Annotated in this window: 17 protein-coding genes; 11 read left to right on the top strand and 6 right to left on the bottom strand. The window is 67.3% G+C overall.

From position 1 onward, the window contains the following. The first annotated feature begins 84 nt into the window (after window positions 1-84). Complete coding sequence (locus C6A82_RS03270; protein WP_105348809.1) at window positions 85-552, top strand: YciI family protein; 468 nt, start codon at window positions 85-87, stop codon at window positions 550-552. Between the two features lie 55 nt (window positions 553-607). On the opposite strand, the gene C6A82_RS03265 is transcribed toward C6A82_RS03270, so the two are convergent. After that, window positions 608-823, bottom strand: a complete 216-nt coding sequence (locus C6A82_RS03265; protein ID WP_105348811.1) for a DUF3253 domain-containing protein — start codon at window positions 821-823, stop codon at window positions 608-610. Between the two features lie 67 nt (window positions 824-890). Here C6A82_RS03265 and fadD8 point away from each other — a divergent pair, with 67 nt between their 5' ends. After that, complete coding sequence (gene fadD8 / locus C6A82_RS03260) at window positions 891-2,492, top strand: fatty-acid--CoA ligase FadD8 (protein ID WP_105348813.1); 1,602 nt, start codon at window positions 891-893, stop codon at window positions 2,490-2,492. A gap of 91 nt (window positions 2,493-2,583) precedes the next feature. Here the strand turns inward: fadD8 and C6A82_RS03255 are convergent, their stop codons facing one another. Continuing rightward, window positions 2,584-3,180, bottom strand: a complete 597-nt coding sequence (locus C6A82_RS03255) for a nucleoside/nucleotide kinase family protein (protein ID WP_105348814.1) — start codon at window positions 3,178-3,180, stop codon at window positions 2,584-2,586. Window positions 3,181-3,242: 62 nt separating this feature from the next. Between C6A82_RS03255 and C6A82_RS03250 the strand changes: the two genes are divergently transcribed. After that, complete coding sequence (locus C6A82_RS03250; RefSeq protein ID WP_105348861.1) at window positions 3,243-4,451, top strand: RNA polymerase sigma factor; 1,209 nt, start codon at window positions 3,243-3,245, stop codon at window positions 4,449-4,451. Window positions 4,452-4,526: 75 nt separating this feature from the next. Here the strand turns inward: C6A82_RS03250 and C6A82_RS03245 are convergent, their stop codons facing one another. After that, window positions 4,527-5,279: a PIG-L deacetylase family protein gene (locus C6A82_RS03245; protein WP_105348816.1), complete on the bottom strand. Its 753-nt coding sequence runs from the start codon at window positions 5,277-5,279 to the stop codon at window positions 4,527-4,529. Between the two features lie 58 nt (window positions 5,280-5,337). On the opposite strand from C6A82_RS03245, the gene C6A82_RS03240 reads away from it, so the two are divergent. The 6 genes from C6A82_RS03240 (at window position 5,338) to C6A82_RS03215 (ending at window position 9,306) form a co-directional block, all read left to right on the top strand. Next, entirely contained in the window at window positions 5,338-6,060 is a 723-nt protein-coding gene (locus C6A82_RS03240; RefSeq protein ID WP_233217156.1) for an HAD family hydrolase, read from the top strand. A 9-nt stretch (window positions 6,061-6,069) separates the two neighbouring features. Further along, window positions 6,070-6,531 (top strand): nitroreductase family deazaflavin-dependent oxidoreductase, encoded by a 462-nt coding sequence (locus tag C6A82_RS03235; RefSeq protein WP_105348818.1) that lies wholly within the window; start codon window positions 6,070-6,072, stop codon window positions 6,529-6,531. Window positions 6,532-6,541: 10 nt separating this feature from the next. Continuing rightward, window positions 6,542-6,994, top strand: coding sequence for a nitroreductase family deazaflavin-dependent oxidoreductase (locus tag C6A82_RS03230; RefSeq protein ID WP_105348819.1), 453 nt, complete (start codon window positions 6,542-6,544; stop codon window positions 6,992-6,994). Next, entirely contained in the window at window positions 6,991-7,902 is a 912-nt protein-coding gene (locus tag C6A82_RS03225) for a 1,4-dihydroxy-2-naphthoyl-CoA synthase (protein WP_105348821.1), read from the top strand. Before C6A82_RS03230 ends, C6A82_RS03225 begins: the two co-directional genes overlap by 4 nt. Window positions 7,903-8,006: 104 nt before the next feature. Next, window positions 8,007-8,888, top strand: a complete 882-nt coding sequence (locus tag C6A82_RS03220; protein WP_105348823.1) for an SDR family oxidoreductase — start codon at window positions 8,007-8,009, stop codon at window positions 8,886-8,888. 46 nt (window positions 8,889-8,934) lie between these two features. Next, window positions 8,935-9,306, top strand: a complete 372-nt coding sequence (locus C6A82_RS03215; RefSeq protein WP_105348825.1) for a VOC family protein — start codon at window positions 8,935-8,937, stop codon at window positions 9,304-9,306. A 44-nt stretch (window positions 9,307-9,350) separates the two neighbouring features. Here C6A82_RS03215 and C6A82_RS03210 read toward each other — a convergent pair whose 3' ends face one another. From C6A82_RS03210 to C6A82_RS03200, 3 genes are read right to left on the bottom strand one after another with little or no spacing between them, the layout of a single operon-like run. Then, window positions 9,351-9,656, bottom strand: coding sequence for a DUF3349 domain-containing protein (locus C6A82_RS03210; protein ID WP_105348827.1), 306 nt, complete (start codon window positions 9,654-9,656; stop codon window positions 9,351-9,353). A gap of 10 nt (window positions 9,657-9,666) precedes the next feature. Next, a complete protein-coding gene (locus C6A82_RS03205; RefSeq protein WP_105348828.1) occupies window positions 9,667-9,951 on the bottom strand; it encodes a hypothetical protein in 285 nt (94 codons plus the stop codon). Between the two features lie 30 nt (window positions 9,952-9,981). Then, a complete protein-coding gene (locus C6A82_RS03200) occupies window positions 9,982-11,247 on the bottom strand; it encodes an inorganic phosphate transporter (protein ID WP_105348830.1) in 1,266 nt (421 codons plus the stop codon). A gap of 228 nt (window positions 11,248-11,475) precedes the next feature. Here C6A82_RS03200 and C6A82_RS03195 point away from each other — a divergent pair, with 228 nt between their 5' ends. Further along, on the top strand, window positions 11,476-11,778 hold the full coding sequence (locus tag C6A82_RS03195; RefSeq protein ID WP_105348832.1) for a DUF3349 domain-containing protein: 303 nt from the start codon (window positions 11,476-11,478) through the stop codon (window positions 11,776-11,778). 50 nt (window positions 11,779-11,828) lie between these two features. Continuing rightward, window positions 11,829-12,920, top strand: a complete 1,092-nt coding sequence (gene menE, locus C6A82_RS03190; RefSeq protein ID WP_233217157.1) for an o-succinylbenzoate--CoA ligase — start codon at window positions 11,829-11,831, stop codon at window positions 12,918-12,920. Window positions 12,921-12,952: the final 32 nt, after the last annotated feature.

Genomic DNA, 12,952 nt, shown 5'->3' with positions numbered 1-12,952 from the left:
TGTCGATTTCCGGGGTTGCCGTTCGACGTGTCATCGAGGGCACGATGGACGCGCCCCTTCAACACGGATAGAAGGAGACAGAAGATGTCGCGCTACATGCTGATCATGCGGTCCACCCCCGAGGCCGAGGCCGCGATGCAGGAGATGAACATCGACTTCAACGAGGTCATCGAGTCGATGGGCCGCTTCAACGAGGAACTCATCAAGGCCGGCGTGCTGCTGGCCGGTGAGGGTCTGACCGGACCGGAGGAAGGATTCGTCGTCGACTTCGACTCCGACCCGCCTGTGGTCACAGACGGGCCGTACACCGAGGCCAAGGAGCTGTTCAACGGCTTCTGGATCCTCGACGTTTCCTCCAAGGAAGAGGCCAAGCAATGGGCGAAGAAGGTGCCGCTCGGCAAGGGCGTCAAGCTCGAGGTGCGGCGGGTGCACGACACCGACGAGTTTCCCGTCGACAACCCGTGGATCGCGAAGGAAATCCAGTGGAAGGCCGAGCTGGCCGAGAAAATCGCGGCACAGGCGCGGGCGGAGGCTGACAAGTTCGGTGGCTGACTGGTGTTTTCGGCGCGTAAACCGACGCTGAGCGAGCGTCAGCGCGCCGAAATCGCTACGTGGCGTCCGGGTCGAGGACGTCGTCGCCCTGGGTGACGACGACCGCGCCCTCGCGAGCCAGCTCGCGCGCGGAGTCGCGGGCGTCGTCCATCAGGTCACGCCATTTCTCGCCGCCGACCGCACGCGCCGCGTCCGACGGGCAGATGCTCTTCGACGGTCCGCGTTCCTCGGCCATGCGCAGGATCGTCTCCCGTAGTAGCTGCTCACTCATCGTCTTTACGAGAGCCCGATTACCCGGCCCTTGAAACCATTTCTGTAACACGTTCTAATCTCTAGGCATGACCGACTCGCTGCTGCGTCACCCCCTCCACTCCGGCCATCTGACGGTGGGCGCCCTTAAGCGGCACAAGGACAAGCCGGTCCTGTTCCTCGGCGACACCACCCTGACCGGCGGCGAGCTTGCCGAGCGCATCAGCCAGTACATTCAGGCGTTCGAGGCGCTCGGCGCCGGATCGGGCGTCGCGACCGGGCTGCTGTCGCTGAACCGGCCCGAGGTGCTGATGATTCTCGGTGCGGGCCAGACGCAGGGCTACCGCCGCACGGCACTACACCCTCTCGGTTCGCTCGACGACCACGCGTATGTGTTGAACGACGCTGGAGTCAGCTCGCTGATCATCGATCCGAACCCGATGTTCATCGAGCGGGCCAAGGGACTGCTTGAGAAGGTGCCGGGCCTGAAGCAGGTGCTGACGATCGGGCCCGTCCCCGACGAACTGGCCGACGTCGCCGTCGACCTGACCGCGGAGGCGGCGAAGTTCTCGCCGAAGCCGTTGGTCGCCGCCGACCTGCCGCCGGATCACATCGGCGGCATGGCCTACACCGGTGGCACGACCGGCAAGCCGAAGGGCGTCATCGGCACGGTGCAGTCGATCTCCACGATGACCAATATCCAACTGTGCGAGTGGGAGTGGCCGGAGCGGCCGAAGTTCCTGATGTGCACGCCGCTGTCGCATGCGGGCGCGGCGTTCTTCGCGCCGACCATCATCAAGGGCGGCGAGCTCGTGGTGCTCACGAAATTCGATCCGGCCGAGGTGCTCAAGACCATCGAGGAGCAGAAGATATCGGCGACGATGCTGGTGCCGTCGATGATCTACGCCCTGATGGATCATCCCGATTCGCACACCCGCGACCTGTCGTCGCTGGAGACGGTGTACTACGGCGCATCGGCGATGAACCCGGTGCGGCTGCGGGAGGCGATCGACCGGTTCGGCCCGATCTTCGCGCAGTACTACGGCCAGTCCGAGGCGCCGATGGTCATCACCTATCTGCCGAAGGGCGATCACGACGAGAAGCGGCTGACGTCGTGCGGGCGGCCGACGGTGTTCTGCCGCACCGCGCTGCTCGACGCCGACGGCAATCAGGTCGCCCAAGGTGAGGTCGGCGAGATTTGCGTCAGCGGCCCGCTGGTGTCCGGCGGCTACTGGAACCGACCTGACGAGACGTCGCAGACTTTCAGGGACGGCTGGATGCACACCGGCGACCTGGCCCGCGAGGACGAGGACGGCTTCTGGTACATCGTCGACCGCACCAAGGACATGATCGTCACCGGCGGCTTCAACGTGTTTCCGCGTGAGGTGGAAGATGTTGTCGCCGAACACCCTTCGGTGGCGCAGGTCTGCGTCATCGGCACTCCGGACGAGAAATGGGGCGAGGCTGTGACCGCGGTCATCGTGCTGCGGCCCGACGCGCCGAGCGACGACGAGGCGGTCGCGAAGGTCACCGAGGAGATCCAGGCCGCGGTCAAGGAGCGCAAGGGTTCCGTGCAGTCGCCCAAGCAGGTGATCGTCGTCGACTCGGTACCGGTGACCGCACTGGGCAAGCCGGACAAGAAGGCCGTCCGCGCGCAGTTCTGGGAGGGGGCCGGCCGCGCCGTCGGCTGATTCCTTCGCGCGAGAAGACGCAAAAGTACCCCGAAATCCCTAAATGAGGGCACTTTTGCGTCTGTCCCCAGCTTCGCGGGGGCCCACGCGGTTACAGGGTGACCACCAGATCGGCGCTGGGGCGGCGCTTTTCGACGCGCGCGGCGTTGGGCTCGTCGACGGTGCGCACCCACGCCTCGGCCTGCTCGCGCGACTTGCCGAACTGGATGTGCCGCGCCACCAGGCGGCGATGACGCTCCTCGGGCGCGACGTCGACGAACCACACCTCGTCCAGTCTCGCCGCGATCGCGGGCCATGGGTCATCGTCGTCGAGCAGGTAATTGCCCTCGGTCACAACGAGTCTCACGTCAGGCGGTACGGCGATGCTGCCCGCGACCGGCTGCTCGATGTCGCGGTTGAACGCAGGCGCGTACACCGTCTGCTTCGGCTGACGACGGATACGGTCGAGCAGCGCAAGGTATCCGTAGGCGTCGAAGGTGTCGATCGCACCCTTGCGGTCGAGGCGACCGAGTCGGCGCAGTTCGACATCGGCGAGATGGAAGCCATCCATCGGCAGGTGAACGGCGTCATCGAATGTCGAGGCGATCTCTTCGGCGACCCGTGTCTTGCCCGCACCGGGCGGGCCCGTGATGCCCAGGATCACGCGGCGGTGACGGGCGAGCAGTGCCTCGACGCGCGCGGTGTCCATCTCGGCACAATAGGCACGTGTCCCCCACCGATCTACGCGAAACCGTCGACGCGGTGTGGCGGATGGAGGCCGCCAAGATCGTCGCGACGCTGACCCGCGCCGTGGGCGACGTCGGCCTGGCCGAGGATCTGGCACAGGAAGCCCTCGTCGACGCGCTGACGCAGTGGCCGGACACCGGCGTGCCACGCAACGCGGCAGCGTGGCTGACGACCGTCGCCAAACGCAAGGCGATCGACTTCTGGCGGCGCAAGGAGAACCTCGACGCCAAGTACGCGACGCTGGCCCGTGAGCTGGAAACCCAGATCGACGAGCCCGCTTGGGATCCCGACCGCATCGACGACGACGTGCTTCGGCTGGTCTTCATCTCGTCGCATCCGGTGCTGCCCCGCGAAGGACAGATCGCGCTGACGCTTCGCGTGGTGGGCGGCCTTACGACAGACGAGATCGCCAGGGCGTTTCTCACCTCGACGCCGACGGTCGCGGCTCGAATCACCAGGGCGAAGAAGACGCTGGCCGCCGCGAAGGTGCCCTTCGAGGTGCCGGACCGCTCGGAGTATCCGCAACGTCTCTCAGCAGTGCTTTCGGTGATTTATCTGATCTACAACGAGGGCTACTCGGCGTCGTTCGGCAGGCGGTGGGTCCGTGACGAACTCTGCACGGAGGCGCTGCGGCTGGGCCGAGTGCTCGCCGCGCTGGTGCCCGAGGAGCCCGAAGTGCACGGGCTGGTGTCGCTGATGGAGCTCCAGTCTTCGCGATTCGCGGCGCGCACCGACGCCGACGGCTCCCCGATCCTGCTCGAGGACCAGAACCGAACCAAGTGGGACCGCGCGCAGATCGGCCGCGGGGTCGCCGCCCTGCAGCGCGCCGCGGACGCCGTCGACAAGCGCGGCTCGGGCTGGGGGCCGTATGCGCTGCAGGCTGCGCTGGCCGAGTGCCATGCCACCGCACCGACGGCCACCGACACCGACTGGAAGCGGATCGTCACGTTGTACGACGGGCTCCTCCAGATCTCGCCGTCGCCGGTGGTCGCGCTGAACCGGGCCGTCGCGGTCGCCATGACGTCAGGGCCACAAGCGGCACTCGACATCGTCGACGGGCTGACCGGGCTCGACGGGTCCTATCTGCTGCCGAGTGTTCGCGGCGAGTTACTGGCCCGCCTCGGCCGAGGCGACGAGGCCGCCGCAGAGTTCGCAAGGGCCGCCGACCTCACCGACAACGAGCGGGAACGAGATGTGCTGACCAGCAAGGCGATTCGTTCGACCTCCGGCTAGGCGCCGGGGATCGGTGCGTGCGGCCACCGACGTCGGCGTCGCCGCAGCCCGAAAACGAAATTCTCATACCTGGCGCTAGACGAAGACGACTTCGCCGACCGCCATCTGCCGGGCGATGGCCTCGGGCGCGAGCGGCTTTGGCCCTTCGACCCGCTGCAGCTGGCTGGAAAAGCGTCGCAACGCCCCCTCCTTCGCCGCCGAGTCGCGTGACGTCAGCGGCATCCGCCTGACCCTGTCCCACGGCACGGCGAGATCGGCAGGCAGCGCCCAGTGCCACATCCAGATCGGATACTCGATGAAGGCCGACGGGACGTCTCTCGACGCCGCGGCGGCAGCCCGACCGGTCGCCTCGTGGTCGGGGTGACCGTCACCCCGCCACGGCGCCGCACACCAGGTGCCCGGCGACGAATCGGCCAACAACGCCTCCAGCTCAACCTCGACGCGGTCTTCGTCGGCCGTCACCTCGCCGTCGGGTATCCCGAGGAAGATCGGCCTCGGCAGGCCGAGTCGGGCGGCCGCGGCGACCATTTCGTCGCGGCGCAGCCCAGCCAGTGCCGAGCCACCGCCGTCCTGCTGGTACGCCGCTTCACCGTCTGTCACCGCCACCACCTGAACCGCGACGCCCCGCTGCGCGAGCGCCGCGGCGGTAGCCCCGAGCCCGAGCGTCTCGTCGTCTGGATGAGCCGCGACCAACAGCAGCGCCGGGCAGTGCCCGATGTTCAGCGGCGCGAAGCGTCGTCCCCAGCCGGTCCACTCACGCGCAGGAGTGCCGCCCTCGGGGAGCGGTCGCGCCGCAAGGCGTGCGCAATTGCAGAGTGGCTCGCTCACCGCCGTTGGGTAACCGGTGGACGCGATCTGACACCTCTCGCCGTGAAAGAATTCCGGTGTGGTTGTGCGCGCTGTGCTGTTCGACTACTCGGGCACGCTGTTTCGCCTCGAGGAGGACGACAGCTGGTTCACCGGAATGCAGGTCGACGAACGTGAGGTCGACGGGCATGTGCAGGCCGAGCTGATGCGCCGGCTGACCGCGCCGACGGGAGTTTTCGCGGAGACGACGACTGGCTCCGACGTCGCCGCCGAAGCGGCTAGCCAGGCATACGAGGCGTGGGTCAATCGAGACCTGGAACCCCATCTGCATCGCGAGGCATACCTCCACGTGCTGCGTGAGTCTGGGCTGCCCGGCCATCAGGCCGAGACGCTGTACGAGCGGGTGATCGATCCCGCGTCGTGGACACCGTATCCGGACACCGCCGATGTGCTGAAAAGCCTGCAGCGACAAGGCATCAAGACCGCGGTGGTCTCCAACATCGCGTTCGACGTGCGGCCCGCGTTCGAGGCAATCGGCGCGGCAGGCGATGTCGACGAGTTCGTGCTGTCGTTCGAAGTTGGCGCGGTCAAACCGAGCCCGGCGATCTTCCAGACCGCGCTGACGCGGCTGAACGTCGCTGCCGAATACGCGGTGATGGTCGGCGACAGTGAAGAGGCCGACGGCGGTGCACGGGCGCTCGGATGTGGCTTTCTGCTCGTCGACCCGCTGCCCACATCGGAGCGACCCGACGCCCTTCGCCGCGCGCTCACCCGCTACGGCGTCGGCCTCGACGCGAAGTAGCGTCAGAGCATGCCGGGCGTTGAACGAGTCCACCCGCCGCGGTGGCTGAAACCGCTGAACAAGGTGTTCATGGTGATGCTGCGGCTCGGTGTGCCGATCTCGCGCGTCGAGAAGCCGGTGGTTCTGACGGTGCCTGGCCGCAGGACGGGCAAGCCGCGGTCGACGCCGGTCACGCCGATGCACGTCGACGGCATCAGCTACGTGGTGAACAGTTATCCCGGTTCGGACTGGGTCGACAACGTCCGTGCCGCCGGCGAGGCGACGCTGGCACACGGCAGACACGCAGAGCGGGTACGCATGGTGGAGCTATCGCCGGAGGACGCGCGACCGGTCCTGCGCGCGTTTCCGACTCTGGTGCCCACCGGCGTCGACCTGATGAAGCGGGTAGGCCTCTTGACCGACGGCACACCCGATGAGGTGGAGCGCCTGGCGGGCCGCTGCCCGGTGTTCCGCATCGAGCCGATCACGTAGCGTCGCTGTCATGTCGAACTCTCGGTTGCCGTGGTGGCTGAAGTACGTCAACAAGGTGATGATCGGGTTGCAGAAGGCGGGCGTGAACTTCGGCGGCAAGGGCCCCGTCGTGCTGACCGTGCCGGGTCGCAAGACCGGCAAGCCGCGATCGACGCCGGTGACGCCGATGCACGTCGACGACAGGCGGTATGTGGTCGGCGGTTTGCCCGGCTCCGATTGGGCGGCCAACGTGCGGGCCGCGGGGCAGGCCACCCTGCACCAGGGCCGCCGCAGTGAACAGGTGCGCATGGTGGAGTTGTCGGTCGACGAAGCCCGCCCGCTGCTGCGGGAATTCCCGATCAGGGTGCCAACCGGTGTCGGGTTCATCAAGAACGCCGGCCTGGTCACCGGGCCCAACCCCGACGAATTCGAGGCGCTCGCCGGACGCTGCCCCGTCTTCCGCATGGACCCGGTAAAGGCATGAGCGACAACCCCTTTGACTCCGCGCTGTGGCAGCCCGTCGACGGCTTCGAGCTCACCGACATCACGTATCACCGCCACGTCGTCGACGGCGTTCCGCAGCCGACGGTGCGCGTGGCGTTCGACCGGCCCGACGTGCGCAACGCCTTCCGCCCGCACACCGTCGACGAGTTGTACCGCGTCCTCGACCACGCCAGGATGTCGCCCGACGTGGGCGTCGTGCTGCTCACCGGCAACGGTCCGTCGCCCAAGGACGGCGGCTGGGCGTTCTGCTCCGGCGGCGATCAACGCATCCGCGGCCGCAGCGGGTATCAGTACGCCTCGGGTGAAACGGCTGAAACCGTCGATGTCGCACGCGCCGGGCGGCTGCACATTCTCGAGGTTCAGCGGCTGATCCGGTTCATGCCGAAGGTGGTGGTCTGTCTGGTCAACGGCTGGGCCGCAGGCGGAGGACACAGCCTTCATGTGGTGTGCGACCTGACGCTGGCCAGCCGCGAGCACGCCCGGTTCAAGCAGACCGACGCCGACGTGGGCAGCTTCGACGGCGGTTACGGCAGTGCGTATTTGGCCAAGCAGGTCGGGCAGAAGTTCGCGCGTGAGATCTTCTTTCTCGGCAGGCCGTATGACGCCGAGCAGATGCATGCGATGGGCGCGGTCAACGAGGTCGTCGACCACGCGGACCTGGAGACCGTCGGCCTCGAGTGGGCCGCGGCGATCAACGGCAAGTCGCCGCAGGCCGTGCGTATGCTCAAGTACGCGTTCAACCTGACCGATGACGGGTTGATGGGTCAGCAGCTGTTCGCCGGTGAGGCAACGCGATTGGCCTACATGACCGACGAGGCCGTCGAGGGCCGCGACGCGTTTCTGGAGAAACGCGACCCCGACTGGAGCCCCTTCCCGCGCTACTACTAGTGATTTCGGCGCGCTAACCGACGCTCAGCGCACGTCAGCGCGCCGAAATCACTCAGACTCGGCGATGGATTCCCGACGGGCGTCGCGGTCCATAGACTCGGCGGGTGAACAAGAGCCCCCTGCGCCGGCTGGTCGACGAGCTGGTGCTGGCCAGCATGCGACCACCGATCGCGCCGCAGCTGATGTCGATCACCGGCCGACGCGACGTCGACCTCGACGGCAAGCGTGTCCTCATCACCGGCGCGTCCTCGGGCATCGGCGAGGCCTCCGCCTACAAGCTGGCGCGTCGGGGCGCGACCGTCGTCGTGGTCGCCCGCCGCAGAGACCTGCTCGACGAGGTCGCCGAACGAATAGTCGCCGACGGCGGTGACGCGCTGGCCATAGACTGCGATCTCGCCGACCTCGACGCCGTCGATGCGCTCGCCGCCCGCGTCGAGAAGGAAATCGGCGGCGTGGACATCCTCGTCAACAACGCGGGCCGATCCATCCGCCGCCCCCTGGCCGACTCGCTCGAGCGCTGGCACGACGTGGAACGCACGATGGGCCTCAACTACTACTCGCCGTTGCGACTGATGCGCGCGCTGGCGCCCGGCATGCTCGAGCGCGGCGACGGCCACATCATCAACGTCGCCAGCTGGGGCGTGCTCAGCGAATCCACGCCCCTGTTCGCGATGTACACCGCGTCGAAGGCCGCCCTTTCGGCGGTCAGCCGGGTCATCGAGACCGAATGGGCGCACAAGGGTGTGCATTCGACGACGATCTACTACCCGCTGGTGGCCACGCCGATGATCGCGCCCACGAAGGCCTACACCGGACTGCCCGCGCTCACCCCCGACGAGGCCGCCGACTGGATGGTGACCGCTGCCCGCACCCGGCCGGTGCGCATCGCGCCGCGGATGGCCGTCACGGCCAAGGCCCTCGACACCGTGGCACCCGGTCTGCTCAACGCGCTGATGAAGAGGCAGCGGCTGCAGCCGAGTTCCTGACCGTGTCGCGGCGGCATCCGGCATTGCGCGTGATAGACAAAGATCCATGGAGATCCTGGCCAGCCGGATGCTCCTTCGGCCTGCCGACTACGACCGCTCGCTGCGGTTCTACCGCGACGAGCTCGGCCTCGCGATCGCCCGCGACTACGGTGCGGGCACCGTCTTCTACGCCGGCCAGTCGCTGATCGAGTTGGCCGGCCATGGCGGACCGAACGCCGCGGGCACGATGTGGCTGCAGGTGCGCGACGTCTACGCCACCGAGAAGGAGCTCACCGACCGCGGAGTGCCGATCGCGCGGGCGGCGCGCGAAGAACCGTGGGGTCTGCACGAGATGCATGTGACCGATCCCGACGGCGTCACGCTGATCTTCGTGCAGGTGCCCGACACCCATCCGCTGCGCCGCGACACCAGAAACTGAAAACGACGCCCGGTGGAGGCCGCGGGCCGTTTCGACGAGGTGGTTCAGTGCGCGGCCAGCGGCCAGCCGACGGATGCCAGCCGGGCCGCAACCTGGTGCAGCTCTTCGGGATTCGGCTCTTTCGCGATGACCTGATGGATCGCGTCACGAAGCTGACTCTCGGTAACGGTGTCGGAATCGGTGCCGCGCAACACGGTTTGGGCCGCCTTGACGACCTGCTCTTCGGTGAGGCTGCGCTTCAGCAAGGCGAGCAGCGGGATGTAGTCCTTCGGCGGCACGCCCTCCGGGTAGCCCCGATGCAGCCACCCGATGACGTTCTCGAAGACGCCCTGGCTTGTTGTTTCGGTCATGTGACTGGCCTCACTTCCTGGGCATCATCGGGAACGGGTCGATCCCGAAGTGGTGGACGATCGTCGCCCTGGTGATCCACAGCACCGCGGTGAGGATCACCCAGCCGACGAACACGAACAGCAGAATCCCGAGGTACTTCAGCGCGGGTTTGGGCGCGTGCACCGTGCCGTCGGTGGTTTGGCCGCCTGCGCCGCGCGAGTAGGCCACCAGCCCGCCCGCGAAGACCGCTGGCAGCCCGGCACCGAGAACGAGTCCCACGATCAGGACTTTGAGGATGGACTCGAGATAGGTCATCGACGCTTTCCTTCGCTTACGGCGCCGCGGTCAGACCGCGGCCTCATCCTTGGTCTGCTTGACGCCCTTCGCCGCAGCGTCGGGTTCGCGGACATCGGCGGGCACGACGGAGTTGGTCGTCTCGTCCCAGTCCGCGTTGACGTTGCTGCTGTCGACCTTCTGCTGTTGGGCGCGCCACCACATGTAGAAGGACAGGGCCACCAGGACGAGGAAGATCAGACCGTCGCCGACGAGAGCGGAGTCGGTGAGGGATTCGACGCCGTGAGAAAGCCAGTACGCCAGCGCGCCGACGAGAGCGGCGGCGGGCAGGGTGATCAGCCACGCGACGGCCATCCGGCCTGCGACCGCCCAGCGCACCTCGGCGCCCGGCTTGCCCACGCCGCTGCCGAGAATCGAGCCCGTCGCGACGTGAGTGGTCGACAGCGCCATCCCGGCGGCGCTCGAGCTGAGGATGATCGCGGCCGATGACGCCTCGGCGGCAAGGCCCTGCGGCGACTGGATCTCGACAAGACCCTTGCCGAGGGTGCGGATGACCCGCCACCCGCCGAGGTAGGTGCCGAGACCGATCGCGACGGCGCAGCTGAAGATGATCCAGAACGGCAGGCCCTGCTCCTTGACGTCGCCGCCGAGATGGCCGGTCGTGATCAGCGCGAGCGCGATGACGCCCATGGTCTTCTGCGCGTCATTGGTGCCGTGCGACAGGGCTACCAGCGACGCGGTCGCGATCTGACCCCAACGGAAACCCCCTTCGCGGCGCTTCGCCGCGACGTTTCGGGTGATCCGGTAGACCAGCCATGTGCCGCACCCGGCAACCAGGCAGGCGATCAACGGCGCGGCCACCGCGGGGATCAGCACCTTGGAGCTGATGCCGCCCCAGTTCACTCCGGCGGTGCCCAGTGCCGCGAGGCCCGCGCCGATGAGTCCGCCGAACAACGCGTGCGACGAGCTCGACGGAATACCGAACAGCCACGTGAGCAGGTTCCACAGGATGCCGCCGATCAGGCCGGCGAAGATGATCGTCAGCCCAGTCGACGGAGTGATCGTCGGTAACAGTGCACCGGTCTTGCTGTCTTGCACCTTCAGCACCGACGTGGTGACGGTGACCGCGACTTCCACCGACAGGAAGGCGCCGACGAGGTTGAGCACGCCTGCCAGCAGCACGGCGGTCTTGGGCTTGAGAGCGCCGGTCGCGATCGACGTCGCCATCGCGTTCCCGGTGTCGTGGAACCCGTTTGTGAAATCGAATGCCAGCGCCGTGGCAATCAGCAGCACCAAGATGATCATCTCTGCGCTCATGATTGCCAATTCTGCGGGGAGGTCAGCGATTTTAGCCAGCCGCTAGTCACCCTAATGGCCCCCTTCAACCAGGCAGTTTGCCGAATGGCGAAAGGTGTTCACCGACTGTTCACCTACCGTCTCGGGCACGTTTGCCCGCGGCGCCCACCCGGGCCGTCCAGGCGGCACTTCCACTATCGTGCTTTCGTGGAATTGTGGTCGGTTAGCCACGCCGTTGGGAGTTAAACGGTGAACAAGTTCCTCGCCAAAATCGTGGCGTGGATCACTGCCGGATACCCGGAGGGTGTGCCGGGGCCCGATCGTGTTCCGCTGTTCTCCCTGCTGAAGCCTCGCCTCACCGATGACGAAGTCAAGACCGTGGTCCGCGAGCTGCTCGACCGCGGCGAGTTCGACCACGTCGACATCGGCGTGCTCATCACTGGACTCACCGACGAATTGCCCGCCCCCGACGACGTCGAACGCGTGCGCGCACGTCTGGCCGCCAAGGGGTGGCCGCTCGATGACCCGCGTGACCCCGAGGACATCGAATAGCCGTCCTACGCCCCGTGCCTGTGCCGGCTGGACCGTCGGCATTGTCGGTAATGCCCGCGGTGGAAGCCGCGCTAGAGGGTGGTCACCCGATGCTGCCGGTACCAGCCGATGATGTAGTCCAGACCCGTTTGCTGACAACGTCTTTGCGCATTGAGGAAGCCATCGACGACGACGTCGCGGCGGTCGTGTCGACCTCAGGAACGACGGGCGCGCCGAAGGGGGCGATGCTGACCGCGACGGCCATGATCGCGAGTGCGGACGCGACGCACCGCCGCCTCGGCGGACCGGGGCAGTGGCTGCTCGCGCTACCCGCCCACCACATCGCGGGCCTGCAGGTACTGGTGCGCAGTGTCATCGCGGGCCGGACCCCGGTCGCGCTTTCGGCGAGGTTCGAGGCATCGGAGCTGCCCGCTGCGGTGGCGGCAATGCGCCCGGGCAGGCGGTACGCCTCGCTGGTGGCCGCGCAACTCGACAAGGCCTTGGCCGATCCGGCGGCGTGCGCGGCGCTGGCCGAGCTGGACGCGATACTGATCGGGGGCGGTCCTACGCCGGCCCGGGGCGCGGAAAGAGCTGCGGCGGAGAATATTTCGTTGGTTCGGACCTACGGCATGAGCGAGACGGCAGGCGGGTGTGTCTACGACGGCGCTCCGCTCGACGGCGTCCGTGTCCGCGTGGACGTCAACGGCAGAGTCGCCCTCGGCGGCGTCACCCTCGCGAAGGGCTATCGCAATCCGCCCGAGCACGACCCGTTCGCCGAACCGGGATGGTTCCTCACCGATGACGTTGGTGTGCTCGACAGTTCGGGAACCCTGCGGGTACTGGGTCGGACAGACGACGCAATCAGCACAGGTGGGTTGACCGTCTTTCCTCAGCTGGTGGAGAACGCGCTGTCCTCGCACCCCCGCGTTGTCGACTGCGCGGTCTTCGGCGTGCCCGACGACCGGCTGGGCCAACGCGTCGTCGCCGCCGTCGTGGCCGCCGACGGCTACACCGTCCCGACACTCGAGGAACTGCGCACCCACGTCAAGACGCTGCTGGATCCGACGGCCGCACCACGCGAGCTGCACATCGTCGAAGAGCTGCCACGGCGTGGCATCGGCAAGCTCGACAGAAGGAAGCTGGTCGCGCGTTTCGGTGACTGAGCCAGCCGCGCAGTGTTCGGAGCTACTGGCGT

This window comes from Mycobacterium sp. ITM-2016-00318, from assembly GCF_002968285.2.
Classification (GTDB): domain Bacteria; phylum Actinomycetota; class Actinomycetes; order Mycobacteriales; family Mycobacteriaceae; genus Mycobacterium.
This window is presented reverse-complemented; position numbering and strand designations above follow the sequence as displayed.

Excerpts from the sequence above, each read along its gene's own strand:
- C6A82_RS03270 (WP_105348809.1), top strand. The coding sequence starts at position 85 with ATGTCGCGCTACATGCTGATCATGCGGTCCACCCCCGAGGCCGAGGCC.
- C6A82_RS03265 (WP_105348811.1), bottom strand. The coding sequence starts at position 823 with ATGAGTGAGCAGCTACTACGGGAGACGATCCTGCGCATGGCCGAGGAA.
- fadD8 (WP_105348813.1), top strand. The coding sequence starts at position 891 with ATGACCGACTCGCTGCTGCGTCACCCCCTCCACTCCGGCCATCTGACG.
- C6A82_RS03255 (WP_105348814.1), bottom strand. The coding sequence starts at position 3,180 with ATGGACACCGCGCGCGTCGAGGCACTGCTCGCCCGTCACCGCCGCGTG.
- C6A82_RS03250 (WP_105348861.1), top strand. The coding sequence starts at position 3,243 with ATGGAGGCCGCCAAGATCGTCGCGACGCTGACCCGCGCCGTGGGCGAC.
- C6A82_RS03235 (WP_105348818.1), top strand. The coding sequence starts at position 6,070 with ATGCCGGGCGTTGAACGAGTCCACCCGCCGCGGTGGCTGAAACCGCTG.
- C6A82_RS03230 (WP_105348819.1), top strand. The coding sequence starts at position 6,542 with ATGTCGAACTCTCGGTTGCCGTGGTGGCTGAAGTACGTCAACAAGGTG.
- C6A82_RS03225 (WP_105348821.1), top strand. The coding sequence starts at position 6,991 with ATGAGCGACAACCCCTTTGACTCCGCGCTGTGGCAGCCCGTCGACGGC.
- C6A82_RS03215 (WP_105348825.1), top strand. The coding sequence starts at position 8,935 with ATGGAGATCCTGGCCAGCCGGATGCTCCTTCGGCCTGCCGACTACGAC.
- C6A82_RS03210 (WP_105348827.1), bottom strand. The coding sequence starts at position 9,656 with ATGACCGAAACAACAAGCCAGGGCGTCTTCGAGAACGTCATCGGGTGG.
- C6A82_RS03205 (WP_105348828.1), bottom strand. The coding sequence starts at position 9,951 with ATGACCTATCTCGAGTCCATCCTCAAAGTCCTGATCGTGGGACTCGTT.
- C6A82_RS03200 (WP_105348830.1), bottom strand. The coding sequence starts at position 11,247 with ATGAGCGCAGAGATGATCATCTTGGTGCTGCTGATTGCCACGGCGCTG.
- menE (WP_233217157.1), top strand. The coding sequence starts at position 11,829 with ATGCCCGCGGTGGAAGCCGCGCTAGAGGGTGGTCACCCGATGCTGCCG.